This window comes from Aliihoeflea sp. 40Bstr573 (genome assembly GCF_024105655.1).
In the GTDB taxonomy this organism is placed as follows: Bacteria; Pseudomonadota; Alphaproteobacteria; order Rhizobiales; family Rhizobiaceae; genus Aliihoeflea.
The window spans coordinates 127,841-149,758 of record NZ_JAAAMH010000004.1; the positions used below are offsets into that span (position 1 = coordinate 127,841).

A 21,918-nucleotide genomic window follows, 5' to 3' on the forward strand; every position below is an offset into this window, starting at 1 on the left:
TGCTGCCGGGCCTTTCTCTTGCCTATTGCGTTCGCGCGGCCCAGTCCGGGATCGATCCGACTTCGACGCCGAAGAAGCTCGTCAGCACCGCATAGCCGAGCGTCGAGATGACGACGACGGCGGCGAGGTTCAGCCAAATGCCCTGCGTCGCCATCTGCGGGATCGTGACGTGGCCCGAGCCGAAGACGAGCGCGTTCGGCGGCGTCGCCACCGGCAGCATGAACGCCATCGACGCGGCGAGCGCGGCTGGAACCGCCAGCATCAGCGGGTTTTCGCCGAGCGAAATCGCCAGCGCGGCCACCAGCGGCAGGAATGTGGCCGCCGTGGCCGTGTTCGAGGTGAATTCGGTAAGGAGCAGGATGACGACCGAGACCAGGACCACGATCCCGAGAAGCGGCAGGACGCCGGCGATCGTGCCGACCTGATCGCCGATCCATTGATCAAGCCCCGTCGAGACGACCGCGGCCGCAAGGCTGAGGCCCCCGCCGAAAAGCACCAGCACGCCCCAGGGCAGGCGCAGCGCCTGTTTCCATGCGATCAGCGCGCCGCCCTTGCCGTCGCCCGCCGGAAGCACGAACAGCACCAGCGCCGCCAGGATCGCGATCGACGTGTCGTTGAGACCGGGGATGTAGTCGTCGAGGAGCGTGCGGAACACCCAGGCGAAAGCCGTGACGACGAAAACGATCGCGACGCGGATTTCCGGTGCCGACCAGACGCCGAGCTTGCCGATCTCCGCCCGGAACAGGCCCGCCGCGCCCTCGACCTCGCCCTTGTCCAGCCGGATCGTCAGCTTGGTCAGGAACAGCCAGGCCGCGAACAGCATCACGATCGCCACGGGCACGCCGATGATCATCCAGCGGCCGAAGCCGATATCGTAGCCATAGGTCTGGTTGAGCGCGCCGGCCAGAAGCGCGTTGGGGGGCGTTCCGATCAGCGTGGCGACGCCGCCGATCGAGGCCGCGTAGGCGACGCCGAGCAAAAGCGCGAGCGGAAATTTCGACTTCGCGCCATCGGCGTCGTCCGCCAGCAGCCCGACGACCGATAGCGCGACCGGCAGCATCATCACGACGGTTGCCGTATTCGACACCCACATCGAAACGAAAGCGGTGGCGAGCATGAAGCCGGCGACGATGCGGCCTTGCTGCGTGCCAGTTCGCGCCACGATGTTGAGCGCGATGCGCCGGTGCAGGTTCCAGCGCTCCATGGCAAGCGCCAGGATGAAGCCGCCCATGAACAGGAAGATGATCGGGTCGCCATAGGGCGACGTCGCCTCCGAGCCGGATGCCGCCCCGGTGATGGGGAAGAGCGCGATCGGCGCAAGCGCGGTCGCCGGCACGGGGATCGCCTCGGTGATCCACCACACGATCATCAGGCTCGCTACCGCGACCACGCGCCACCCCTCGACCGAAAGGCCTTCGGGCGCGGGAAGGAACAGGAGGAGCAAGAAGAGGAGAAGCCCCGCAATGATCGGGACGGGCTTCAGGGGAAAGCGTTCGTTTTCGGTCGCAGCTTCGCTCACGCTCCGATGTCTCCGTAAGGTTGCGTTGCGTCCCTATTCAACACGTTGGACGCGCGATCAACCCCAGGTGTCATGCCAGACCCGCTTCGCGAACCGGTTTCAGGTAGCTGCGACTGACGGGAACTTCGCTTCCATCCGCCAGCTGGAGATAGACGCGCCCGTCGCGCCGCGCGCTGCGCACGACCGCACCATTGGCCACCCAATGAGAGCGATGCACCTGCATGCCCTCCATTCCCTCCGTCTCTGCGATGGCGTCGGAAAGACGCATCAGGAGCATATGCCGTCCCTTGTCGGTGCTGACCTCGACATAGTGGTCCTGCACCGAAAGGCGCGTAATCCTGCCGCGTATCTCCAGCGGCAGCCGATCCAGAAGGGTCGGCCTTCGCGCCGTGTCAGGAGATGGCGATCGTGATGCGTACGAGCGCGTGAAGGTCGCGATCAGCGCCGAAGCGACTGCCGCAATGGCCGCCGCATAGACGAAAAGCGACAGGAAGCCGATTGCCGGTCCGTCGAATACCAGTTCGTTGAACAAACGGACAAAGAGCGCGATGGGCAGCCCCCCGGCAGCGCCGTAAAGCGCGTAGATGACGATCGACCCGCGCGGATGGCGGACCTGTTCGAGCCCGGCAACGACGGCAATGCAGATCACATAGGTCGCGACCACGACCGCGCCCCAATAGGCCAGACGCGGCAATACGGGCAGCGCCGGATACGTGCCGAACGGTCCCGCCAGCCCAAGCACGACCGAGACGCCGGCCAGCGCCGCCCACAGAAGCGGCGAGCGCAGATGGCGCTGCAATTCGCGCATCGTGAAATGCAGGTCGTTGCTGGACACGAAGCAATCCGGTCGTTGACGAAGTCGGCATTGAGCAAAAGCCGTCGCCGCCCCAAAGGTCAAGCCGTTCGATACCCGTGACGACAGGAGACGCCGCCGTGAATTTCGCACCGCTCGCCCAGGCGGATTTCGCCATCCAGATGCATGTCGCGGCAGCGATCGGCGCGCTCGTACTGGGCTCCGTCGTGCTCTTCCGCCGCAAGGGCGACCGGCTTCACAGACTGGGCGGGCGCATCTGGGTCGCGCTGATGGTCATCGTCGCGCTGTCGTCCTTCTTCATTCACGAACTGCGCCTTGTCGGACCATGGAGCCCGATCCACCTCGTCTCGGTCGCGACGCTCTGGTTTCTGTTCGACGGCGTGCGGCTTGCCCGCCGCGGGCGCATCACCGCCCACCGCCGCACGATGCAGGGAACGTTCTTTGGTGGTCTGATCGTCGCTGGCGGCTTTACCTTCCTGCCCGGCCGGCTGATGCATGACGTCATGCTGGCCGATATGCCCGGCTCCCTGCCGGCAGCGCTTGCGGGCCTGATCGGCCTCTACGCACTTTGGACCCTTTGGCCTTTGCGCCGGCCGCAAACGTGAAGAAGGGCGGCCCGCAAGGACCGCCCCTCCATCAGATCCGCCGCAAGGGATCAGAAGGGCGAGTCGGGATAGTAGTACTGCTCGGCATTGTCCTGCGTGATCAGGACCGAGCCGATGATGAAGGTGCCCGAAACCGGCGCCTTGCTGACGAAGTTCAGCGCGGTGAGTTCGATTGCCGTGCCGATCATCGCCGGCGGATAGGTGACGTCGGCCGGGACCATCTCGTCGCCATCGCGCACACGTTCGATCATCTCCTTCATGCCGGCGCCGCCGAGCACCCACATCTCGCCTTCGCGGCCGGCCTGGTTGATCGCCTCGATGGCGCCGACGGCCATGTCGTCGTCGGAAGCCCAGACGGCCACCACGTCCGAATTGCGCGACAGAAGATCCTGCGTGACCTCGAACGCGTCGTCGCGGTTCCAGTTGCCGTGTTCCATGCCGACGATCTCGATCCCCGAGCCCTCGATGGCGGCCTCGAAGGCCTCGACGCGCTCATTGTCGATCGTAGTCGGGATGCCGCGCAGCACGATGATGTTGCCACCCTCGGGGAGCCTTTCCTTGAAGAACTCGCCCGCCACGCGGCCGAAGCCCGGATTGTCGCCGGCGACGTAGAGGTCCTCGATGTTCTCCTGGCTGAGCCCGCGGTCGACGACCGTCACCCACTTGCCCGCTTCCTTGACCCGCGCGACGGGGCCCGTCAGCGGCTCGGATTCAAACGGCAGGACGACGAGCGCGTCGATATTGCGCGTCGCCATCATGTCCTCGATGTCCGAGACCTGCTGGCCCGGATCGGACGCGGTCGACAGGACGAAGTCGAGATTTTCGTACCGCTCTTCGAGCGAATCGATGGTCGCCTGCGCGTGGAAGTTCATGCCGCCGGCCCAGCCATGGGTCGCCGCGGGGATGGAGACGCCGATCACGGCCGTCTCGGCATCCTGCGCGTAGAGCGGTGTGGCGAATGCGACGCCGAGCGTCAGCGCGCCGGCCAATGCTTTCAGTTTCATGGTCTCTCTCCCTTGGTTAAGCTCTCGTTGGAGCGGATTTGGCCGTCACCGTTCCGGCTTGCGCTGGCGCTGCAGTTGGAGCGGATTTGGCCGTCACCGTTCCGGCTTGCGCTGGCGCTGCAGGACGACGGCCAAAATGATGATGACGCCCTGGATCGCCCCGTTGAGATAGGGGCTGACCAAGTTCGCGAGATTGAGGATGTTGCCGATCAGGCTGAGGATGAGCACGCCGACGACCGTGCCCCAGACGCGGCCGAACCCGCCCTTGAGCACCGTGCCGCCGATGATGACGGCGGCGATGGCTTCCAGTTCCCAAAGGACGCCCGTCGAGCTGGACGCCGAGCCGAGGCGCGGCACATACATGATGGTCGCGATGCCGACGAGAATGCCGAGCAGCACATAGGCCATCAGCCGGACGCGGTCGACATGAACGGCCGAATAGCGCGCCACCTGCTCGTTGGAGCCGATCGCCGCACAGTGCCGGCCGAACGGCGTCTTGCGCATGATGATCTCGCCGACGACCGCCACGGCGGCAAAGACGATGATCGGCCAGGCGACGCCGAGAATGCCGTCGTAATAGACCGGCCGGTAGACCTCGCGCACGCCATAGTCGAGCGACAGCGTGCCGCCATCGGCAAGCCATGTGATCAGCGAGCGGAAGATGCCCATCGTGCCGAGCGTGACGATGAAGGCTTCGATCCGCGCCTGCGTGATGAGAAGGCCGTTGACGAGCCCGGCGATCAGCCCCACGACGAGCGCCGCCGCCATGCCGATCAGGATCACGCCCCAGCCGACGCCCAGAGATGGCACCAACGCATTCATGACCAGGATCATGACGCCTGCGATGAACGCCGCCATCGACCCGACCGAGAGATCGAGGCCGCCCGAGGTGATGACGAAGGTCATGCCGACCGCGATGATGCCGATGAAGGCGGACCGCGCCAGGACGTTGGTGACGTTGCCGTAGGAGAGGAAATTCGGATTTAGGAAAGCGCCCAGCGCGATCAGCGCGAGAAGTGCGATCACCGGCCCCCAGACGTGGAAGTCGATGCGCAAGCCCGAACGGGCGGGTGTGGCGGCTGCGGTTTCGCTGGTCATGCTGCGGCCCTGCCTTCAAGACCAATCGCGTGGCGCACGATCTGGTCCTCGTTGATGTCCTCGCCGGAAAGTACGCCGGTGATCCGGCCCGAGCGCATCACCACAACCCGGTGGGCGAGACCGATGATCTCGGCCATCTCCGAGGAGACGACGATCACGCTCTTGCCCGAGGCGGCGAGCTTCTGGATGAAGTCGTAGATCTGCTGCTTGGTGCCGATGTCGATGCCGCGCGTCGGCTCGTCGATGATGACGATGTCCGGTTCGGCGAGCATGGTCTTCGCCAGGAGAAGCTTCTGCTGGTTGCCGCCCGACAGGTTGCCGACGCGGATATCGCGCGAGGGCGCGCGCACGTCGAACTCGGCTATCGCCTTTGTCAGTGCCGCATCCTCGGCTTTTGCGTCGATCGTGTAATGGCCGAACCGGTCGAGCGCGAGCAGCGTCAGGTTCTCGCGCATGCCCTGCGTCAGAACGAGGCCGCGGCCTTTGCGGTCCTCCGTGAGGTAGGCGATGCCTGCCCCCCGCGCGTCCTTGACCGAACCGATGACGACCGGCTTGCCACCGACCGCGACGTCGCCTCTGGCCGCGCGCACGCCGATCAGCCCCTCCATCAGCTCCGTCCGCCCCGCGCCGACGAGCCCGGCAAAGCCGAGTATTTCGCCGCGTTTCAGGTCGAACGAGACACCGCTGACGATGTTCTCGACCGAGAAGTTCGTCACCGAAAGCACGACATCGCCACTTGGCGAAATCGCCTTCGGCGGGAAAAGGTTTGAAAGTTCGCGGCCGACCATGGCCTGCGCCATCTGGTCCTCGCTCATCTCGCCCGCACCCGCGACCGCGACGCGCGCCCCGTCGCGAAAGACCGTGATCCGGTCGGCGATCTTCGCCACTTCGTCCAGCTTGTGCGAGGTGTATAGAATGGCCGTTCCTGCCGCCTTCAGGCGGTCAATCTGGCGGAACAGCACCGCCGCCTCCCGATTGGTGAGCACCGCCGTCGGCTCGTCCATGATCAGGACGCGCGCCTTGCGCGACAGCGCCTTGGCGATCTCCACCATCTGCTTGTCGGAGACGGAGATGACGGAGACGCGGGCGTTGGGAGTCACCCGCGTCTCCAGCTCCGACAGAAGCCTTGACGCCTCTGCCCGCATCGCCTTCTTGTCGAGAAAGAAGCCGCGCTTCAGTTCCCGACCGAGAAAGATGTTCTCCTCGACGCTCAATTGCTCGGCGAGGTTGAACTCCTGGTGGATGAGGATGATTCCCTGGTCTTCCGCGTCTTCGCTCGACGAGAAGGCGACCGGCTTGCCGTCGAGCAGCAGTTCGCCCTTGGTCGGCGCCAGATAGCCGGACAGGATCTTCATCATCGTCGACTTGCCGGCGCCGTTCTCGCCGATCAGTGCATGGACCTCGCCGGCATGGAGCGCGAGCCCCACCTCGTACAGCACCTCGATCGGCCCGAACGACCGTGAAACGTCACGCGCTTCAAGGACGGCCGGACGATGGAGGCCGGGCGCGCTCACAGCTTGACGAAGCCCCCGTTCTTTGCCGACGAACGAACACAGGCGTCGATGAATTTCAGTCCCTCGACGCCATCCTCGACGGTCGGATAGACGACCTCCGCCGGCAGCGCCTTGCCGACCTGCCTGGCGCGGATCGCGCGGGCGGCCTCGGCATAGATGTTGGCGAAGCCCTCAAGATAGCCTTCCGGATGGCCGGGCGGAATGCGGCTGACGCGCGCCGCGGCAGCTCCTGCGCCCGCACCGTTGCGGGTAATGAGGCGCTTCGGCTCGCCGAACGGCGTGTACCAGAGCTTGTTCGGCTCCTCCTGGCACCACTCGATGCCGCCCTTCTCGCCGAAGACGCGAAGCTTCAGCCCATTCTCGCAACCCGGCGCAACCTGGCTCGACCACAGCATGCCGCGCGCGCCGCCGGCAAAGCGCAGCATGATATGCGCATTGTCGTCGACGCGCCGCCCCGGCACGAAACGGTGCAACTCGGCTGCGAGTTCTTCCGTCTTCAGTCCCGTCACGAAGGACAGGAGATTATAGGCATGGGTGCCGATGTCGCCGATCGAACCGCCTGCCCCCGACTGGGCGGGGTCGGTGCGCCAGGCCGCCTGCTTGGAGCCTGCTGCTTCGGCCGCTTCCGTCAGCCAGTCCTGCGCATATTCGGCTTGCACGATGCGGATCGCGCCCAGATCGCCATTGGCGATCATCTCGCGTGCCTGCCGCACCATCGGATAGCCGGTATAATTGTGCGTCAGCACGAAGACCGCATCGCTCTCGCCGGCAAGTTTGGCGAGCTTCTTCGCATCGGCCAGCGTCGAGGTCAGCGGCTTGTCGCAGATCACATGGATGCCGCGCTTCAAGAACTCGCGCGCGATGGGGAAATGCATGTGGTTGGGCGTGACGATGGCGACGGCCTCGATGCCGTCCTTGCGCCGCGCTTCGCGTGAAGCCATGTCGCGAAACGAGCCATAGATGCGCTTGTCGTCGAGACCCAGCGCACGGCCGGATTCCAGCGCCCGCTGCGGCGTCGATGAGAGCGCGCCGGCGACAAGCTGGAACTCGCCGTCGATGCGCGCGGCGATCCGATGGACCGCGCCGATGAAGGCGTCCTTGCCGCCGCCCACCATGCCGAGACGGATCGGACCTTGGCGCGCCTCGGAGCTTCCCGTGATCGCCATCAGCCCAGCCCCAGCATGCGGCGGTTCGCGGCCTCGTCGGTGCCGCCGTCGGCGAAATCATCGAACGCCTTTTCCGTCACCCGGATGATGTGGCTTTTCACGAATTCCGCGCCTTCGCGCGCGCCGTCCTCGGGATGCTTCAGGCAGCATTCCCATTCGACGACCGCCCAGCCGTCGAAATCGTTGGCCGTCAGCTTCGAGAACACCGCGCCGAAATCGACCTGCCCGTCGCCGAGCGAGCGGAAGCGGCCCGCCCGCTGAACCCAGGGCTGGTAACCCGAATAGACGCCCTGCCGCCCGGTCGGATTGAACTCCGCATCCTTGACGTGGAACATGCGGATGCGGTCGGCATAGATGTCGATATTGTCGAGATAATCGAGGCATTGCAAAACGTAGTGCGACGGATCGTAGAGCATGTTCGCGCGGGCATGATTACCGACGCGCTCCAGGAACATCTCGAACGTCACCCCATCGAACAGATCCTCGCCCGGATGGATCTCGTAGCAGATATCCACGCCGCATTCGTCGGCATGGTCGAGGATCGGCTTCCAGCGTCGCGCGAGTTCGTCGAAGGCGGTCTCGATCAGCCCGGCGGGCCGCTGCGGCCAAGGATAAAGATAAGGCCAGGCGAGCGCGCCCGAAAAGGACGCCATCGCGCCGATGCCCAGATGCTTCGACGCGGTCAGCGCCTTCTTGACCTGGTCGACGGCCCATTCCTGCCGGGCCTTGGGGTTCCCCCGCATGGCAGGAACCGTGAAGCCGTCGAATCCTTCGTCATAGGCCGGATGGACAGCGACGAGTTGACCCTGGAGATGGGTTGAAAGTTCGGTCACCTCGACGCCATTCTGGCGCGCCGTGCCGGCAAATTCGTCGCAATAATCCTCGGAGGATGCGGCCTTGTCGAGATCGATCAGACGCCCGTCCCAGCTTGGAACCTGTACGCCGGCATAGCCGATATCGGCCGCCCATTTGGTGATGGAATCCCAGGAATTGAATGGCGCCTCGTCGCTCGCGAATTGCGCCAGAAAGAGCGCGGGGCCCTTGATCGTCTTCATGCCTCTCCTCCCGGACGCCTCCACGCCCGTCTGCCGATTTTCGCATTTGCAGCGCAAAACTGTTGCATTGCAGCGATGTAATCGATTGCAAGTGATGCAAACACAGAACCTAATGGCTGACAAGCCGAATTTTTGCGGGCTTCGAAATAATGATCGCGTGGTGACGACGCTCCGCCACGCGCTAGGAGCCCGGCAGGCAGGGACGAAGATGACGACAAGATTTCCAAGAATCGGTGACGTGGCGTTGGCTGCGGGGGTTTCGACTGCAACCGTCAGCCGTGTGCTATCCGCGCCCGACCGCGTTTCGGCCAACACGCGCGTCCTCGTGCTGAAAGCGATCGAGGAGACCGGATACCGGGTCAACCACGCCGCGCGCAACCTGCGCCGCCGGCAGGCGGGCGGCATCGTCGTTCTCGTGCCGAACCTTGCCAACCCCTTCTTTTCCCAGATTCTGTCCGGCATCACCTTCGCCATGGCGACCTCGGGCCACAATGTCCTGATCGCCGACACGCGCAAGGGGCCGAATGCCGAACACCGCATTCTCGACTATCTCCACAACAACCGCGCCGACGGGCTGATCGTGCTCGACGCCAACCTGCCCGAAGACGTCCTGTCGGCCGGCGACACGCCCAACTATCACCCGCCGATCGTCTTTGCCTGCGAGTGGCTCGACGCCGACCCGCGACCGACCGTGACGATCGACAACGAGGCGGGCGCAAGGCTCGCGATCCGCCACCTCGCCGATCTCGGCCACGTCCGCATCGGCCACCTGATGGGCCCGTCCGACAACATTCTCACCATCACGCGGGCAAGAGGCGCGCGTGCGGCACTTGCCGAACTCGGCCTTCCCATCCGCGATGACTGGTTCCTGGACGGCGATTTCTCGCTCGCCTCGGGCGCCGCTGCCGCCCGTGCCTGGCTGGCGCTGGACGACCGCCCGACGGCTGTCTTCTGCGCCTCGGACGCGATGGCCTGCGGCTTCATCGGCGAACTGCACCACAAGGGCGTGCGCGTTCCCGACGAGGTCTCGGTGGTCGGCTTCGACGATATCGAGATTGCCGCCCATTTCGTGCCCTCCTTGACCACGGTCGCCCAGCCCCGCGTGCTGATCGGTGAGACGGCGGCGCGCAAGCTGCTGGCGCTCATTGCGCAGGGCCGCGAGCGCGAGAGCGCGACGGACGCGTCGGAGGTGCTCCCCGTCCAGCTCGTCGCCCGCGAAAGCTCGGCTCCACCACGCTGATTCCGATTGGCGAGAAAGATTTTTCTGTTTCGACCGCACAACCGGATTGAAATTCTTCTTCCTGCCCGCAAATTGAACGCCGAATACCGCTCTGCGGACCAGCATCCCACTTATATTAACCGGGAGAATTCCCACCTTCTGAGGAGAGACGGCAATGCGCATCGCAGCTTTGGCCATGACCCTTGCACTCGGCGCCGCTGCGCCTGCTTTCGCACAAGCCACCGAGGTGACGCCGCTCGTCACCGCCGAATGGCTGAAGACGAACGCCGGTGACGAAAACGTCGTCGTGCTCGACATCCGCGACGAGATCGAAGGCACCGACCTCGGCGAGACCCCCTATATCGAGAACGCCGTCGTCGCACCCTATGCGTCCGCCGGCTGGCGCACCGAGCAGAACGGCGTTCCCGGCCAGCTTCCGCCGCTCGAGCAGATCACCGCGCTCATCGGATCGCTCGGCATCGACAATGACGACCACGTCGTGATCGTGCCTTGGGGCACGGATTCGTCCGAATTCGGCGGCGCGACCCGCGTCTACTGGACCTTCAAGCATCTCGGCCACGATGCCGTCTCGATTCTCGATGGCGGCTGGCGCCAGTATGATGCCGCCGGCCTGCCGCGCGTCGCCGAAGCCGCGACGCCGGAAGCGGCAGAGTTCACCGCCCAGATCAATGACGACATCCTCGCCACGACCGAGGAAGTCCAGGCCGCGCTCGACGCCGGCGTCACCCTCGTCGATGGCCGTCCGGCCGAACAGTACGAAGGCAAGTCGAAGAGCCCGGTCGTGCGTACCGAAGGCACGATCCCCGGCGCGGTGAACATCGAGCATTCCAAGCTCTACAGTGCCGAATACGCGACTTTCGCCAAGCCGGAGACGGTCGAGGCGCTGTCCACCGCCGTTGGCCTGGCCAAGAACGAAGAGAATATCGCGTTCTGCAACACCGGCCACTGGGCGTCGATCGCCTGGTTCGGCCTGTCCGAAGTGCTCGGCAACAAGCAGACCGCCATGTATGACGGCTCGATGGCCGAATGGACGGTCGATGAAAGCCGTCCGGTCGAGAACAAGTCGGGCACCTGAGCCGAGCATTTCCCGGCGACGCCGCCGGAAAACGAAGCTAACCTCCCAAGCCAGCGCGAATGTCCGGCCCCGCCGGGCATTCGCTTTTTGACCGAGACGAACCGGACATCATGACCGACGCTGCATTTCCCCGTCCGAACTACTTGCCGCCCGCCATCCCCGACCGCGCGCCGATGCTCGTCGCGGCAACAGCGCTCGTCGCCGGCTTTGTGCTGATCGCCTGGCTGGTCGACCTGCGTCAGGGCTCGCTCTTCGTCCTCGGCGGCCTTCTCGGCGCCACGCTTTACCACGCCTCGTTTGGATTTACGGGCGGCTGGCGGCGCATGGTCGTCGAAAAGCGCGGCCGCGGAATGCGCGCGCAGATGCTGATGATCGCCGTGGCGGCGGTGGCGATGATCCCGCTCCTGGCCGCCGGCAGCCTCGGCGGACAGGCGCTCGCACCGGCGGCAGCGCCGGTCGGCGTCTCCGTCCTCGTCGGCGCCGCGATCTTCGGCCTCGGCATGCAGCTTGGCGGGGGCTGCGGCTCCGGCACCCTCTTCACCGTCGGCGGCGGCTCCTCGCGCATGCTCGTCACACTTGCCTTCTTCATCGTCGGCGCGGTCGTCGGCACCGCGCATCTGCCCTGGTGGCTTGCTTTGCCTTCCATGCCAGCCGTCAGCCTCGGCAACGAGATCGGCATCGGCTCGGCAATCCTGGCAACCCTCGCCGCGCTCGGCCTCGTCGCGCTCGTCACCGCGCTGATCGAGCGCCGCGTCCATGGCGACCTGGAAGCCGAGCCCGCGCCTGCCCGTCCCGGCTGGACATGGATCTTGTCCGGCCCCTGGCCGCTCGTCGGCGCCGGCGTGCTGCTCGCGCTGCTGAACGTCGCCACGCTGCTTCTGGCCGGCCATCCCTGGTCCGTCACGTTCGGCTTCGGCCTTTGGGGCGCAAAGGCCGCCCAGGTCGCTGGCATTCCGGTCGAAACATGGGCGTTCTGGAACTGGCCGGGACCGCAGCGAGCCCTGTCGTCTTCCGTCCTCGCCGACACCGTGTCGGTGATGAATTTCGGCATCATCCTCGGTGCCGGCCTTGCCGCCAGTCTTGCCGGCAAGTTCGCGCCGAAGGCCGCCGTGCCCTTCCTGTCCCTGCTGGCGGCCGCCATTGGCGGCATCCTGATGGGCTATGGCGCGCGGCTCTCCTTTGGCTGCAACATCGGCGCACTGTTCTCTGGCATCGCCTCAGGCAGCCTCCATGGTTGGCTCTGGTTCGCCGCCGCTTTCGCCGGCTCGTGGGTCGGCATCTGGGCCCGCCCCTTCTTCGGCCTCGACGGGTTCGCAAAAAAATGACCGCAGCACGCAACACCGCCCTTTTCGGCGCAGCCCTCGCGGTCGCCACGGCGGCAATCGCCGTCGACCATGTCAATCATCCGGTGCAGCGGGCGGCGGCACCCGTCGTGGGCCAGACGCAATCGGGCGCGGCCCCTTGCGCCGCCGCCGCACCATGCGCGGCTGCAGCGCCCTGTGCCGCGGCAGCCCCATGCGCTGCCGGTGCGCCCCTCGCCGCGCCTCCGCCGCCGCCTGCGCAAGCGCCGGGCGCCGCCGCCACCCCTTGCGCAGCGGCCGCGCCACAAGCCCTGCGCGCGCCGCCCCCACCCCCTGCCGCACCACCGGCAGAAGTCCCGCAGCTCGCGCCCCCGCCGCCTCCGCCGGCACCGCTGCCGGACCCGAACGCGGAAGCGCCCGACCTCGTGGTGGAATGATCGTGACCGACGCCAAGGCCCGAGCGCTGGAAGAAATCGCCTTCTGCGAGGCGCTTCTCGCCAAGGGCGGGCAGAATGTCCTGACGGAGACCTTCCGCGAAACATCCGGCGTAACGGTCTGGGATCACTACCCCCCGGGTGACGTCTTCGATCCAGTGTCGGGAGCGCAGTGGTTCTATCACTGCCACCCCGCGGAAGAGGGCGCGTCCGAGCACGGTCATTTCCACTGCTTCCTGCGCCCGGATGGTGTCGATGGTCCCATCCATCACCTGGCGGCCATAGGCGTCGACCCCTTCGGAAAACTCCTGCGCATCTTCACCGTCAACCAGTGGGTCGTCGGCGACGACTGGCTCGACGCGGACCGGACGATCCCGCTCGCCCGCCGCTTCGACATGCAGATGCCGCGCCCTTCCTATCTGGTAAACCGGTGGCTGACTGCCGTCTTCGCCGCTTATGAAGACGAGATCGCCAAGCTGATCGCCGAACGCGACCGCATGCTGGCTGCCCACACGCCCCCGTCCGGCATCGCCGCGCGAGAGGACCGCGCGCTCGAAGTGACGTCGGAACTGGACCTGCGGTGATCGGATCGCGCCCTGCGCGCGTAACTGGGAAATGACGCACAAGCAAACTCCCTCGATCACCGCCTGGTACGATTCCGGCTGCCCGCTGTGCCGGCGCGAAATTGCAGCTTTGCGTAAGCTCGACAAGGCCGGAAACATTGCGTTCGTCGATCTGATGAATGCGGGTTCCTGCCCGCTCGATCGCCAGGAATTGCTCGCCCGCTTTCACGTGCGCGAGAACGGACCGATTCTCTCGGGCGCCGCCGCATTGGCCGCGCTGTGGCGGCAGATTCCGATCCTGCGACCCTTGGGGCTCGCTGCCCGCAACCGCATCGTGCTGTCGGCGCTGGAGTGGGCTTACCTCGGTTTCCTGAAAATCAGGCCCCGCCTGCAGTCGCTCGCGCGCCACGCAGATCGCGGCAGGCGATGAGCTTGGCGCTCGTCATCGGGGCAAGCGGCGGCATCGGAGCGGCGATCGTCAGCCACCTGGAGGCATCCGGCCGCTATCGCCATGTGATCGGCCTGTCGCGTTCCTCCGATCCTGCCCTCGACCTGCTCGACGAATCGACCATCGCCACAGCGGCAAAGTCTGTCGCGGCGGCGGGAACGCCCGGTCTCGTGATCGATGCGACCGGCATCCTGTCCGATGTCCGGATGCAGCCTGAGAAGGCGCTGCGCGCCCTCGACCCGGCCGTCATGACGCGGTCCTTCGCGATCAACGCCATCGGACCCGCGCTCTTGATGAAGCATTTCCTGCCGCTTTTCCCCCGTGACCGGCGATCCGCCTTCGCCACGCTTTCGGCGAAGGTCGGAAGCGCCGCGGACAATCGTCTTGGCGGCTGGTACAGCTACCGTGCGTCGAAAGCCGCTCTCAACCAGCTCGTCCGCACCGCGTCCATCGAGCTTCGGCGCACGCATCCGCAGGCGATCTGCGTCGCCATTCATCCAGGCACGGTCGCGACCCGGCTGTCGCAGCCGTTCCAGAAATCCGGCCTTGAAGTGCTGACGCCTGCGCGCGCCGCCGCCGAGTTGATCGAAGGTCTCGACAGGATCACGCCGGGCGACAGCGGCGGCTTTTTCGACCGCCACGGCACGCCACTTCCGTTTTGAGCTACTGCTCGCCAAGCTTCATGGAAGGGTCGTATTCGACGCCCGGCACGTCCTTGACCACCGCCTGACCGCAGCGCATCGCCTTGGCTTGCGCATCATAGGCATAGGTCGGCGAACCGTAGAGGTGCCAGCCCTTGGCGAGCGCGTTGGACACCTTGTGGCAGAAGCTCGAATCGTCGGGCCCGGTCAACAATCGATAAAGCCGCATCGTACTTTCCTATTTTTGGAGCGAAATGCGCCGAACCGGGCTCATTTCGCTTCAGCCTTGGCGAGCAGTCGCTCGGCCTGTTCAAGATGAAGCCGCTCGACCATCTTCCCGCCGAGCGAAATGACGCCCGCGTCGCGGTTTTCCGGCAAGGCGAAGGCCGCGCGGATGGCTTCGGCTTCGAAAACCGCGTCCTCGCCCGGCGAGAACGCCGCATTCGCCGGGTCGATCTGGGCGGGGTGGATCAGCGTCTTGCCGTCGAAGCCCATATTCGCGCCCTCGCGGCATTCCGCGGCGAAGGCATCCAGATTGCGGAAATCGTTTGAAACGCCGTCCAGAACGTCGAGCCCGCCGGCACGCGCGGCGAGCACCATCTGCATCAGCCACGGCACGAGGTAGCGCCGGTCCGGCGTTGCCAGGACGCCGGTATCCTTGACGAGGTCGTTGGTGCCGGCGACGAGGCAGGCGAGCCGCGCCGCATTGTCCCGCCCGAGTTCGGCGATGGCGCCGAGGTTGAGCATGGCGCGCGGCGTTTCGATCATCGCCCACAGCCAGCATTCCGTATCGCCCCGGTCGAGCAGCCGGTCGGCATCGAGCACGTCGCGCGGCCCGTCCACCTTGGGCAGCAGCACCGCGTCGGGCGAAGCCTCACGCGCGGCGCGCAGATCGTCCCGGCCCCACTCGGTCGAAAGCGCATTGATGCGCAGCACCGTCTCCTTCATCCCGGCACCGCGCGCGGCGATGAACCGGCAGGCCGCCTCCCGCGCCTCGACCTTCTGCGAAGGTGCGACCGCGTCCTCGAGGTCGATCACCACCGCATCGCAGGAAAGCGTCGCGATCTTGGCGAGCGCCTTGGCATTGGTGGCAGGCACGTAAAGCACCGAGCGGCGCGGGCGGAGGGGTCGCATGGTCATGTCGCTTTGTGGCCCGGCAGGGCGGCGGCTGCAAGGGCTTGCCCACACCGCCCGAACCTGATTCCTTTCCCCCAAACGGGAATCCATTCATGCACCGCGACATCGTCATCATCGGAGGCGCGATCGTCGGCGCCTCCATCGCCTGGTTCCTGCGCGAGGAAGGATATCGCGGGACGATCGCGGTGATCGAGCGCGACCCGAGTTTTGCCAGGGCCGCGACGACACTCTCCTGCGCTTCGATCCGCCAGCAATTCTCGATCCCTGAAAACATCCGACTGTCGCGTTTCACCCTTCAGTTCTTCCGCGAGCTTCAGGCCCGGTTCGGCGCGTCGGCCGATATCGGATTTCGCGAGAAGGGCTATCTCATTCTCGCCAGCGCGGAAGGCGGCGACATCCTTGCCGCCAATCATCAGGTGCAGATGGCGGAGGGCGCCGACATCGCGCTCCTTTCAGCTTCCGATCTCAAGGCCCGCTTCGCATGGCTTTCGGCGGACGGCATCACGGCCGGCGCTTATGGCCGCAGCGGCGAGGGCTGGTTCGACGCCCACGCGCTGCTCTCCCTGCTACGCACCGCACTGAAATCCCGCGACATCGACCTCGTCCGCGGCGAAGTCACTGCCATAGACCGAGCCGGGGAGCGGATCGATGGCGTCACGCTAGCCGATGGCACGACCCTTCAGGCGGGCCTGGTCATCAATGCCGCCGGCCCGAATGCCGGGCATGTCGCGGCGCTTGCCGGCCTCGCGCTCCCGGTCGAGCCGCGCAAGCGCTCGGTCTTCGTCTTCGAGGCTGCGGATCGCTTCGATGACATGCCGCTTCTGGTCGACCCCTCCGGCGTCTATGTCCGGCCGGAAGGCTCGGTCTACATCACTGGCGGGGCCGAAGACGCCGCGACGGACGGCGCGGCCGATCCCGCCGATTTCGAGCCCGACTGGCCGCTTTTCGAGGACGTGATCTGGCCGGTTCTCGCCGCCCGAATCCCAGCCTTCGAGGCGTTGAAGCCCGGCCGCGCCTGGGCGGGTCACTACGACTACAACACCCTCGACCAGAACGCCGTCATCGGCCCGCGTCCCGGGGTCGAGAATTTCCTTTTCGCCAACGGCTTTTCCGGCCATGGCCTGCAGCAGGCGCCAGCGGTCGGCAAGGCGCTCGCCGAATGGATCGTCCACGGTGAATACCGCACGGTCGACTGCACCGCCTTCGGCTATGGACGGATCGCGGAAAATCGTCCCTTCCGCGAGTTGAACGTGATCTGAGAATCTTTGCGTTGCCTGTTTCCATTGTGTAAGGAAGCGCAACAATCGCAACGAATACGGACTTCGGAAGATGGAAAAGTTCACCAAACTGACGGGCGTCGCCGCGCCCCTGCCCATCGTCAATGTCGACACCGACATGATCATTCCGAAGGACTATCTGAAGACGATCAAGCGCACCGGCCTGTCCAAGGGCCTTTTCGCCGAAATGCGCTTCAACGAGGACGGCTCGGAGAACCCGGATTTCGTCCTCAACAAGCCGGCCTATCGCAACGCGCAAATTCTCGTTGCGGGTGACAATTTCGGTTGCGGCTCGTCTCGTGAGCATGCCCCGTGGGCGCTGCTGGACTTTGGCATTCGCTGCGTGATCTCCACCTCATTCGCCGACATCTTCTACAACAACTGCTTCAAGAACGGCATCCTGCCGATCACGGTCAGCCCGGAAGACCTCGACAAGCTGATGGACGACGCCTCGCGCGGCGCCAACGCCACGCTGACGATCGACCTCGAAGCGTGCGAGATTCGCGGTCCCGACGGCGGCATGATCAAGTTCGACCTCGACGCTTTCAAGCGCCACTGCCTCCTGAACGGCCTCGACGACATCGGCCTGACCATGGAAAAGGCGCCTTCGATCGAAGGCTTCGAGAAGAGCTACGCCGAGAGTCGTCCCTGGGCCTGATCGCGCGCATGACCCCTTTCGTTCCCAAGCGGCTGGAACAGATCGCGTTCGGCCTGTTCCTCACCTTCTTCATGACCTTCATCATCACCGGCATTTCGACGGTTCTCGCCGTTGGCGCCGATGCGCCGGGACTTGCGGGCCTCTGGTTCCGGGCCTGGATGTCCTCCTGGGCCGTCGCCTTCCCCGCCGTCCTCGTCGTCGCGCCATTCGTGCGCCGCATCCTGCGGGTCATCGTCCGTCCCGCCTGAACCGCGAAAAGTCGTCGCCGAGGCGGATTTCCTTGTTCCGTCACGAAAAACGGCTAAACCATCGCGAAAGCTCTCTAATTCGAGGATCGCACGCGTGACGAACCAGACACTGACCCGCTTTCTCGTGGAACAGCAGCGCCAGCAGCAGGCGCTCCCCGCGCAGCTTCGTCTTTTGATCGAAATCGTCGCACGCGCCTGCAAGGCGATCAGCCATTCGGTAAACAAGGGCGCGCTCGGCGGCATGCTTGGCGATCTCGGCAGCGAGAACGTGCAGGGCGAGGTCCAGAAGAAGCTCGACGTCATCGCCAACGAAATCCTGCTGGAGGCGAACGAGTGGGGCGGACATCTGGCCGCCATGGCCTCGGAGGAGATGGAATCGATCTATGCGATTCCGAACCGCTTTCCGCGCGGCGAGTATCTCCTGCTCTTCGATCCGATCGACGGCTCGTCCAACATCGACGTCGACATCTCGGTCGGGACCATCTTTTCCGTTCTCAAGGCCCCTGCCGGAGCGGAAGGGCGCGAGATCGACGAGAACGACTTCCTGCAGAAGGGCGCGACGCAGGTCGCAGCCGGCTACGCCATCTACGGCCCGCAGACGCTTCTGGTCCTGACTGTCGGCACCGGCGTCTACGAATTCGCCCTCGACCGCGACATGGGCTCCTGGCGCATGACGCAGGCCGACATCAAGCTTCCGAAGGGCTATGCCGAATTCGCGATCAACATGTCGAACTACCGCCACTGGGCTCCGCCCGTCCGGCGCTATGTCGACGAGTGCCTTGCCGGCAAGGAGGGCCCGCGGGCCAAGAACTTCAACATGCGCTGGACCGCCTCCATGGTGGCCGACGTCCACCGCATTTTGAAGCGCGGCGGCATCTTCATGTATCCCTGGGACGCCCGCAAGCCCGAGACGCCGGGCAAGCTGCGCCTGATGTACGAGGCGAACCCGATGTCCTTCCTGATCGAGCAGGCGGGCGGCGCCGCATCCAACGGCCGCACCCGGATCATGGACGTCGAGGCGACGTCCCTCCACCAGCGCGTCGGCGTCGTGCTCGGCGATCCCGACGAGGTCGAGCGTGTCGTTGCCTACCACCGCGAGGCGGACGAGGTTCCCACGCCCGCTCCGGCCGCGCCGCGGGCCTGATCCCAGGACCGTAAACAGGCCCTGGACCAGCGCGTAGCTGACGGAAAGGCTGGACGGGCCAGCTCTGGCGCAATATCAGCGTCATCGACGAAAACCTGTCGCATGGTCATCCGTGCGACCCGCAAAGTTCGGAGACCCTTCATGGCATCGCGCAAGCTTCTTCTTCTCCCCGGCGACGGCATCGGCCCCGAGGCCATGGCCGAGGTCCGCAAGCTGATCGCAGTCATGAACGAGGAGATGAATGCCGGCTTCGAGATCGAGGAGGGCCTTGTCGGCGGCGGCGCCTACGACACGCACGGCCAGTCCATCTCCGAGGCCGACATGGCAAAGGCGATGGCGGCGGACGCCGTGCTGTTCGGCGCCGTCGGCGGGCCGAAGTGGGACGGCGTTCCCTATGAGGTGCGCCCCGAAGCGGGCCTCCTGCGCCTGCGCAAGGACATGCAGCTCTTCGCAAACCTGCGCCCGGCCATCTGCTACCCCGCGCTGGCGCAGTCCTCCTCGCTGAAGCCGGAAGTCGTCGAAGGCCTCGACATCCTCATCATCCGCGAATTGACCGGTGGCGTCTATTTTGGCGAACCGAAGACGATCACGGATCTCGGCAACGGCCAGAAGCGCGCCATCGACACGCAGGTCTACGACACGTTCGAGATCGAGCGCATCTCGGGCGTCGCCTTCGAGCTGGCGCGCACGCGCCGCAACGAAGTCTGCTCGATGGAAAAGCGCAACGTCATGAAGTCGGGCGTGTTGTGGAACGAGGTCGTCACCGCCACCCACAAGGCGAAGTATTCCGACGTCAAGCTCACCCACATGCTGGCCGACGCAGGCGGGATGCAGCTCGTGCGCTGGCCCAAGCAGTTCGACGTCATCGTCACCGACAACCTTTTCGGCGACATGCTGTCGGACGTCGCCGCCATGCTGACCGGCTCGCTCGGCATGCTGCCCTCCGCCTCGCTCGGCGCGCCCGATGCCAAGACCGGCAAGCGCAAGGCGCTCTACGAGCCCGTCCACGGCTCGGCGCCCGACATCGCGGGCCAGGGCATCGCCAATCCGATCGCCATGATCGCGTCCTTCGCGATGTGCCTGCGCTATTCCTTCGAGATGATCGCCGAGGCCGACCGGCTCGAGGCCGCCATCTCGGCCGTCCTCGACGAAGGCATCCGCACGAAGGACATCGCATCGGAAGGGATGAAGACCGTCTCGACCGCGCAGATGGGCGACGCCATCGTGGCCAGGTTCCGGGCCGCCTGAGCCCGGCTTGGGCCGGATTCCAAGCCACGCCCGTTCGGCGCAACAAATGCCTCGCGCATGGCGCAATCCGCGCCAAAGCGATCCCTTCCGGCCGATTGACCCCTGATTGGCCGGAATGCTATTTCAGCGGCAACCGAGCGCGTCCGCCCGCGGAACTGCTGAAGCGCGAGTTCATGCAGCAGGAGAGCTGTAACCGGCTTCGGGTGACGACATGCGCAAACCGAACCAGTTTCAAGGATCATCATGCAGCCTGCAGCCATTGCCGTGACGAGCGACGACGCGGCGCAATACCCCATCCCCGCAAACACCTATGCCGAGCGCGTCGTCTCGGTGACGCACCATACCGACAGCCTGTTCTCGTTTCGCATCACGCGGCCGGCCTCGTTCCGCTTCCGCTCGGGCGAATTCGTCATGATCGGACTGCCGAATGCCGAACGCCCGGTCTTCCGCGCCTATTCGATCGCCAGCCCCGCCTGGGACGAGGAGGTCGAGTTCTATTCGATCAAGGTCGCCGACGGCCCGCTGACCCAGCATCTGCAGAAAATCCAGCCGGGCGACACGGTGCTGATGAAGCAGAAGTCCACCGGCACGCTCGTGCTCGACGCGCTGACGCCCGCAAAGCGCCTGTGGATGGTCGCGACCGGAACCGGCTTCGCGCCTTGGGCGAGCCTCCTGCGCGATCCCGAGACCTATGAGAAGTTCGACGAGATCGTCGTCACCAACACCTGCCGCGACGTGGCGGACCTCGCCTATGGCGACCAACTGGTCGCCTCGCTGGAAGGCGACCCGCTGATCGGTGAGCTGACGGCCGGCCGGGTCAAATATGTGGCCACCACCACGCGCGAGACCTCGCCCCAGATGGGCCGCATCACCACGCTGATCGAGAACGGCGAAATTTTCCGCATCGTCGGCTGCGCGCCCTTCGACCGCGCCACCGATCGGGTCATGATCTGCGGATCGATGGCGATGCTGAAAGACGTCAAGGCGCTGGTCGAGGCGCACGGGCTGGAGGAAGGCTCCAACAACAAGCCGGCCGATTTCGTCGTCGAGCGCGCCTTTGTCGGCTAGTCTGAAGCCGGCGTGAAACAGCCGGAACCGCGGATCGGGCCGCACGTTTTCCTTGCATCCCAAGGAGAACGACCATGAAGATCGACGATATCCGCCTCTCGCGCGCCGCCAATGAAGGCGGTTCGGCTGAAGTTCTGTTGCGCGACGACGATGAGGCGGAAGTCCGCATTTCCTTTTCGCTTCCAGCGTCTGGCGACGGCGGTCGCGCCAGCCTCCTGGATGAAGCACGCAGCCTCCTCAACTCCGCCATCGAGGCGATCGGCGCCTCGACGGGTTTGCCGGACGGGCTGACGCCGGCGAATGGCAACGACGAAGTCCCGCTTGATGCACTCGACATGGCTGACGGAGGCCGGCCGTTGGAATCGCTCGAGGAGGACGATGACAATTCCTATCAGGAGCCGGACGAGGCCCTGCCCGACGAGCGAGAAGAGCAGGCGCTCGCCGCCGGGCTGGCGCGCGGCCGCTTCGGCGACCCGGCCTGATATCTAGGCTGTTTCGACCGCGCCTCTCGTGCGGGAAGCGGCGGCGTCGCCGAGTTCCTCGGCAAGCAGGGTGAGGGAAGCGGGAACTGCCTCCTTCTCGACGTCGCTCATCAGGAAGCGAAACTCACCGATCGCTTCCTGCTGCTGATTCTTCTTCGGGGTGTCCAGCATGCCGGGCA

General features: G+C 65.5%; 24 protein-coding genes. 14 read left to right on the top strand and 10 right to left on the bottom strand.

The features are described from left to right. Positions 1-22 precede the first annotated feature (22 nt). The gene (locus GTK01_RS07265) at positions 23-1,519 is read right to left on the bottom strand and encodes a DASS family sodium-coupled anion symporter (protein WP_252925208.1); all 1,497 of its coding nucleotides are present in this window, start codon (positions 1,517-1,519) and stop codon (positions 23-25) included. A 70-nt stretch (positions 1,520-1,589) separates the two neighbouring features. Beyond that, positions 1,590-2,354, bottom strand: coding sequence for a LytTR family transcriptional regulator DNA-binding domain-containing protein (locus GTK01_RS07270; protein WP_252925209.1), 765 nt, complete (start codon positions 2,352-2,354; stop codon positions 1,590-1,592). 98 nt (positions 2,355-2,452) lie between these two features. Here GTK01_RS07270 and GTK01_RS07275 point away from each other — a divergent pair, with 98 nt between their 5' ends. Further along, positions 2,453-2,938, top strand: coding sequence for a DUF2306 domain-containing protein (locus GTK01_RS07275; protein ID WP_252925210.1), 486 nt, complete (start codon positions 2,453-2,455; stop codon positions 2,936-2,938). Positions 2,939-2,988: 50 nt separating this feature from the next. Here the strand turns inward: GTK01_RS07275 and GTK01_RS07280 are convergent, their stop codons facing one another. From GTK01_RS07280 to GTK01_RS07300, 5 genes are all read right to left on the bottom strand, one after another. Then, entirely contained in the window at positions 2,989-3,942 is a 954-nt protein-coding gene (locus GTK01_RS07280; RefSeq protein WP_371924288.1) for an ABC transporter substrate-binding protein, read from the bottom strand. Positions 3,943-4,035: 93 nt separating this feature from the next. Beyond that, entirely contained in the window at positions 4,036-5,040 is a 1,005-nt protein-coding gene (locus GTK01_RS07285; protein WP_252925211.1) for an ABC transporter permease, read from the bottom strand. Further along, the gene (locus GTK01_RS07290; RefSeq protein ID WP_252925212.1) at positions 5,037-6,554 is read right to left on the bottom strand and encodes an ATP-binding cassette domain-containing protein; all 1,518 of its coding nucleotides are present in this window, start codon (positions 6,552-6,554) and stop codon (positions 5,037-5,039) included. The genes GTK01_RS07285 and GTK01_RS07290 overlap by 4 nt, the downstream gene beginning before the upstream one ends. Continuing rightward, positions 6,551-7,720 carry a Gfo/Idh/MocA family protein gene (locus GTK01_RS07295; RefSeq protein ID WP_252925213.1) on the bottom strand — a complete coding sequence of 390 codons (1,170 nt, stop codon included), beginning with the start codon at positions 7,718-7,720 and terminating at the stop codon, positions 6,551-6,553. The genes GTK01_RS07290 and GTK01_RS07295 overlap by 4 nt, the downstream gene beginning before the upstream one ends. Continuing rightward, entirely contained in the window at positions 7,720-8,775 is a 1,056-nt protein-coding gene (locus tag GTK01_RS07300; RefSeq protein ID WP_252925214.1) for a sugar phosphate isomerase/epimerase, read from the bottom strand. Before GTK01_RS07300 ends, GTK01_RS07295 begins: the two co-directional genes overlap by 1 nt. 208 nt (positions 8,776-8,983) lie before the next feature. Here GTK01_RS07300 and GTK01_RS07305 point away from each other — a divergent pair, with 208 nt between their 5' ends. From GTK01_RS07305 to GTK01_RS07330, 6 genes are all read left to right on the top strand, one after another. Continuing rightward, positions 8,984-10,015, top strand: a complete 1,032-nt coding sequence (locus GTK01_RS07305; protein ID WP_256483707.1) for a LacI family DNA-binding transcriptional regulator — start codon at positions 8,984-8,986, stop codon at positions 10,013-10,015. Positions 10,016-10,169: 154 nt separating this feature from the next. Further along, positions 10,170-11,090, top strand: coding sequence for a sulfurtransferase (locus GTK01_RS07310; RefSeq protein WP_252925216.1), 921 nt, complete (start codon positions 10,170-10,172; stop codon positions 11,088-11,090). Positions 11,091-11,200: 110 nt separating this feature from the next. After that, positions 11,201-12,415 carry a YeeE/YedE family protein gene (locus tag GTK01_RS07315; protein ID WP_252925217.1) on the top strand — a complete coding sequence of 405 codons (1,215 nt, stop codon included), beginning with the start codon at positions 11,201-11,203 and terminating at the stop codon, positions 12,413-12,415. 415 nt (positions 12,416-12,830) lie between these two features. Further along, on the top strand, positions 12,831-13,409 hold the full coding sequence (locus GTK01_RS07320) for a hypothetical protein (RefSeq protein WP_371924289.1): 579 nt from the start codon (positions 12,831-12,833) through the stop codon (positions 13,407-13,409). A 31-nt stretch (positions 13,410-13,440) separates the two neighbouring features. Beyond that, positions 13,441-13,818, top strand: coding sequence for a DUF393 domain-containing protein (locus GTK01_RS07325; protein WP_252925219.1), 378 nt, complete (start codon positions 13,441-13,443; stop codon positions 13,816-13,818). Further along, positions 13,815-14,498 carry an SDR family NAD(P)-dependent oxidoreductase gene (locus tag GTK01_RS07330; RefSeq protein WP_252925220.1) on the top strand — a complete coding sequence of 228 codons (684 nt, stop codon included), beginning with the start codon at positions 13,815-13,817 and terminating at the stop codon, positions 14,496-14,498. The genes GTK01_RS07325 and GTK01_RS07330 overlap by 4 nt, the downstream gene beginning before the upstream one ends. A gap of 1 nt (position 14,499) precedes the next feature. Here GTK01_RS07330 and GTK01_RS07335 read toward each other — a convergent pair whose 3' ends face one another. Next, positions 14,500-14,706: a DUF1737 domain-containing protein gene (locus GTK01_RS07335; protein WP_252925221.1), complete on the bottom strand. Its 207-nt coding sequence runs from the start codon at positions 14,704-14,706 to the stop codon at positions 14,500-14,502. Positions 14,707-14,747: 41 nt separating this feature from the next. Beyond that, positions 14,748-15,617 (bottom strand): CoA ester lyase, encoded by an 870-nt coding sequence (locus GTK01_RS07340; protein WP_252925222.1) that lies wholly within the window; start codon positions 15,615-15,617, stop codon positions 14,748-14,750. Between the two features lie 89 nt (positions 15,618-15,706). On the opposite strand from GTK01_RS07340, the gene GTK01_RS07345 reads away from it, so the two are divergent. From GTK01_RS07345 to GTK01_RS07375, 7 genes are all read left to right on the top strand, one after another. After that, positions 15,707-16,873, top strand: a complete 1,167-nt coding sequence (locus GTK01_RS07345) for an FAD-binding oxidoreductase (protein ID WP_252925223.1) — start codon at positions 15,707-15,709, stop codon at positions 16,871-16,873. 70 nt (positions 16,874-16,943) lie between these two features. Continuing rightward, entirely contained in the window at positions 16,944-17,549 is a 606-nt protein-coding gene (gene leuD / locus GTK01_RS07350; protein WP_252925224.1) for a 3-isopropylmalate dehydratase small subunit, read from the top strand. A gap of 8 nt (positions 17,550-17,557) precedes the next feature. Continuing rightward, on the top strand, positions 17,558-17,797 hold the full coding sequence (locus tag GTK01_RS07355; RefSeq protein WP_252925225.1) for a DUF2798 domain-containing protein: 240 nt from the start codon (positions 17,558-17,560) through the stop codon (positions 17,795-17,797). Positions 17,798-17,891: 94 nt separating this feature from the next. After that, positions 17,892-18,941 (top strand): class 1 fructose-bisphosphatase, encoded by a 1,050-nt coding sequence (locus GTK01_RS07360; RefSeq protein ID WP_252925226.1) that lies wholly within the window; start codon positions 17,892-17,894, stop codon positions 18,939-18,941. A gap of 141 nt (positions 18,942-19,082) precedes the next feature. Continuing rightward, positions 19,083-20,189, top strand: a complete 1,107-nt coding sequence (gene leuB / locus GTK01_RS07365) for a 3-isopropylmalate dehydrogenase (protein WP_252925227.1) — start codon at positions 19,083-19,085, stop codon at positions 20,187-20,189. A gap of 243 nt (positions 20,190-20,432) precedes the next feature. Then, positions 20,433-21,257: a ferredoxin--NADP reductase gene (locus GTK01_RS07370; protein ID WP_252925228.1), complete on the top strand. Its 825-nt coding sequence runs from the start codon at positions 20,433-20,435 to the stop codon at positions 21,255-21,257. Between the two features lie 74 nt (positions 21,258-21,331). After that, positions 21,332-21,739: a hypothetical protein gene (locus GTK01_RS07375; RefSeq protein ID WP_252925229.1), complete on the top strand. Its 408-nt coding sequence runs from the start codon at positions 21,332-21,334 to the stop codon at positions 21,737-21,739. A gap of 3 nt (positions 21,740-21,742) precedes the next feature. Here GTK01_RS07375 and GTK01_RS07380 read toward each other — a convergent pair whose 3' ends face one another. After that, a complete protein-coding gene (locus GTK01_RS07380; RefSeq protein WP_252925230.1) occupies positions 21,743-21,910 on the bottom strand; it encodes a hypothetical protein in 168 nt (55 codons plus the stop codon). Positions 21,911-21,918: the final 8 nt, after the last annotated feature.

Bases quoted from the DNA above. Each gene is read 5' to 3' on its own strand.
- GTK01_RS07280 (WP_371924288.1), bottom strand. From the start codon at position 3,942: ATGAAACTGAAAGCATTGGCCGGCGCGCTGACGCTCGGCGTCGCATTC.
- GTK01_RS07285 (WP_252925211.1), bottom strand. From the start codon at position 5,040: ATGACCAGCGAAACCGCAGCCGCCACACCCGCCCGTTCGGGCTTGCGC.
- GTK01_RS07295 (WP_252925213.1), bottom strand. From the start codon at position 7,720: ATGGCGATCACGGGAAGCTCCGAGGCGCGCCAAGGTCCGATCCGTCTC.
- GTK01_RS07300 (WP_252925214.1), bottom strand. From the start codon at position 8,775: ATGAAGACGATCAAGGGCCCCGCGCTCTTTCTGGCGCAATTCGCGAGC.
- GTK01_RS07305 (WP_256483707.1), top strand. From the start codon at position 8,984: ATGACGACAAGATTTCCAAGAATCGGTGACGTGGCGTTGGCTGCGGGG.
- GTK01_RS07310 (WP_252925216.1), top strand. From the start codon at position 10,170: ATGCGCATCGCAGCTTTGGCCATGACCCTTGCACTCGGCGCCGCTGCG.
- GTK01_RS07315 (WP_252925217.1), top strand. From the start codon at position 11,201: ATGACCGACGCTGCATTTCCCCGTCCGAACTACTTGCCGCCCGCCATC.
- GTK01_RS07325 (WP_252925219.1), top strand. From the start codon at position 13,441: ATGACGCACAAGCAAACTCCCTCGATCACCGCCTGGTACGATTCCGGC.
- GTK01_RS07330 (WP_252925220.1), top strand. From the start codon at position 13,815: ATGAGCTTGGCGCTCGTCATCGGGGCAAGCGGCGGCATCGGAGCGGCG.
- GTK01_RS07335 (WP_252925221.1), bottom strand. From the start codon at position 14,706: ATGCGGCTTTATCGATTGTTGACCGGGCCCGACGATTCGAGCTTCTGC.
- GTK01_RS07340 (WP_252925222.1), bottom strand. From the start codon at position 15,617: ATGACCATGCGACCCCTCCGCCCGCGCCGCTCGGTGCTTTACGTGCCT.
- GTK01_RS07345 (WP_252925223.1), top strand. From the start codon at position 15,707: ATGCACCGCGACATCGTCATCATCGGAGGCGCGATCGTCGGCGCCTCC.
- leuD (WP_252925224.1), top strand. From the start codon at position 16,944: ATGGAAAAGTTCACCAAACTGACGGGCGTCGCCGCGCCCCTGCCCATC.
- GTK01_RS07355 (WP_252925225.1), top strand. From the start codon at position 17,558: ATGACCCCTTTCGTTCCCAAGCGGCTGGAACAGATCGCGTTCGGCCTG.
- leuB (WP_252925227.1), top strand. From the start codon at position 19,083: ATGGCATCGCGCAAGCTTCTTCTTCTCCCCGGCGACGGCATCGGCCCC.
- GTK01_RS07370 (WP_252925228.1), top strand. From the start codon at position 20,433: ATGCAGCCTGCAGCCATTGCCGTGACGAGCGACGACGCGGCGCAATAC.
- GTK01_RS07375 (WP_252925229.1), top strand. From the start codon at position 21,332: ATGAAGATCGACGATATCCGCCTCTCGCGCGCCGCCAATGAAGGCGGT.
- GTK01_RS07380 (WP_252925230.1), bottom strand. From the start codon at position 21,910: ATGCTGGACACCCCGAAGAAGAATCAGCAGCAGGAAGCGATCGGTGAG.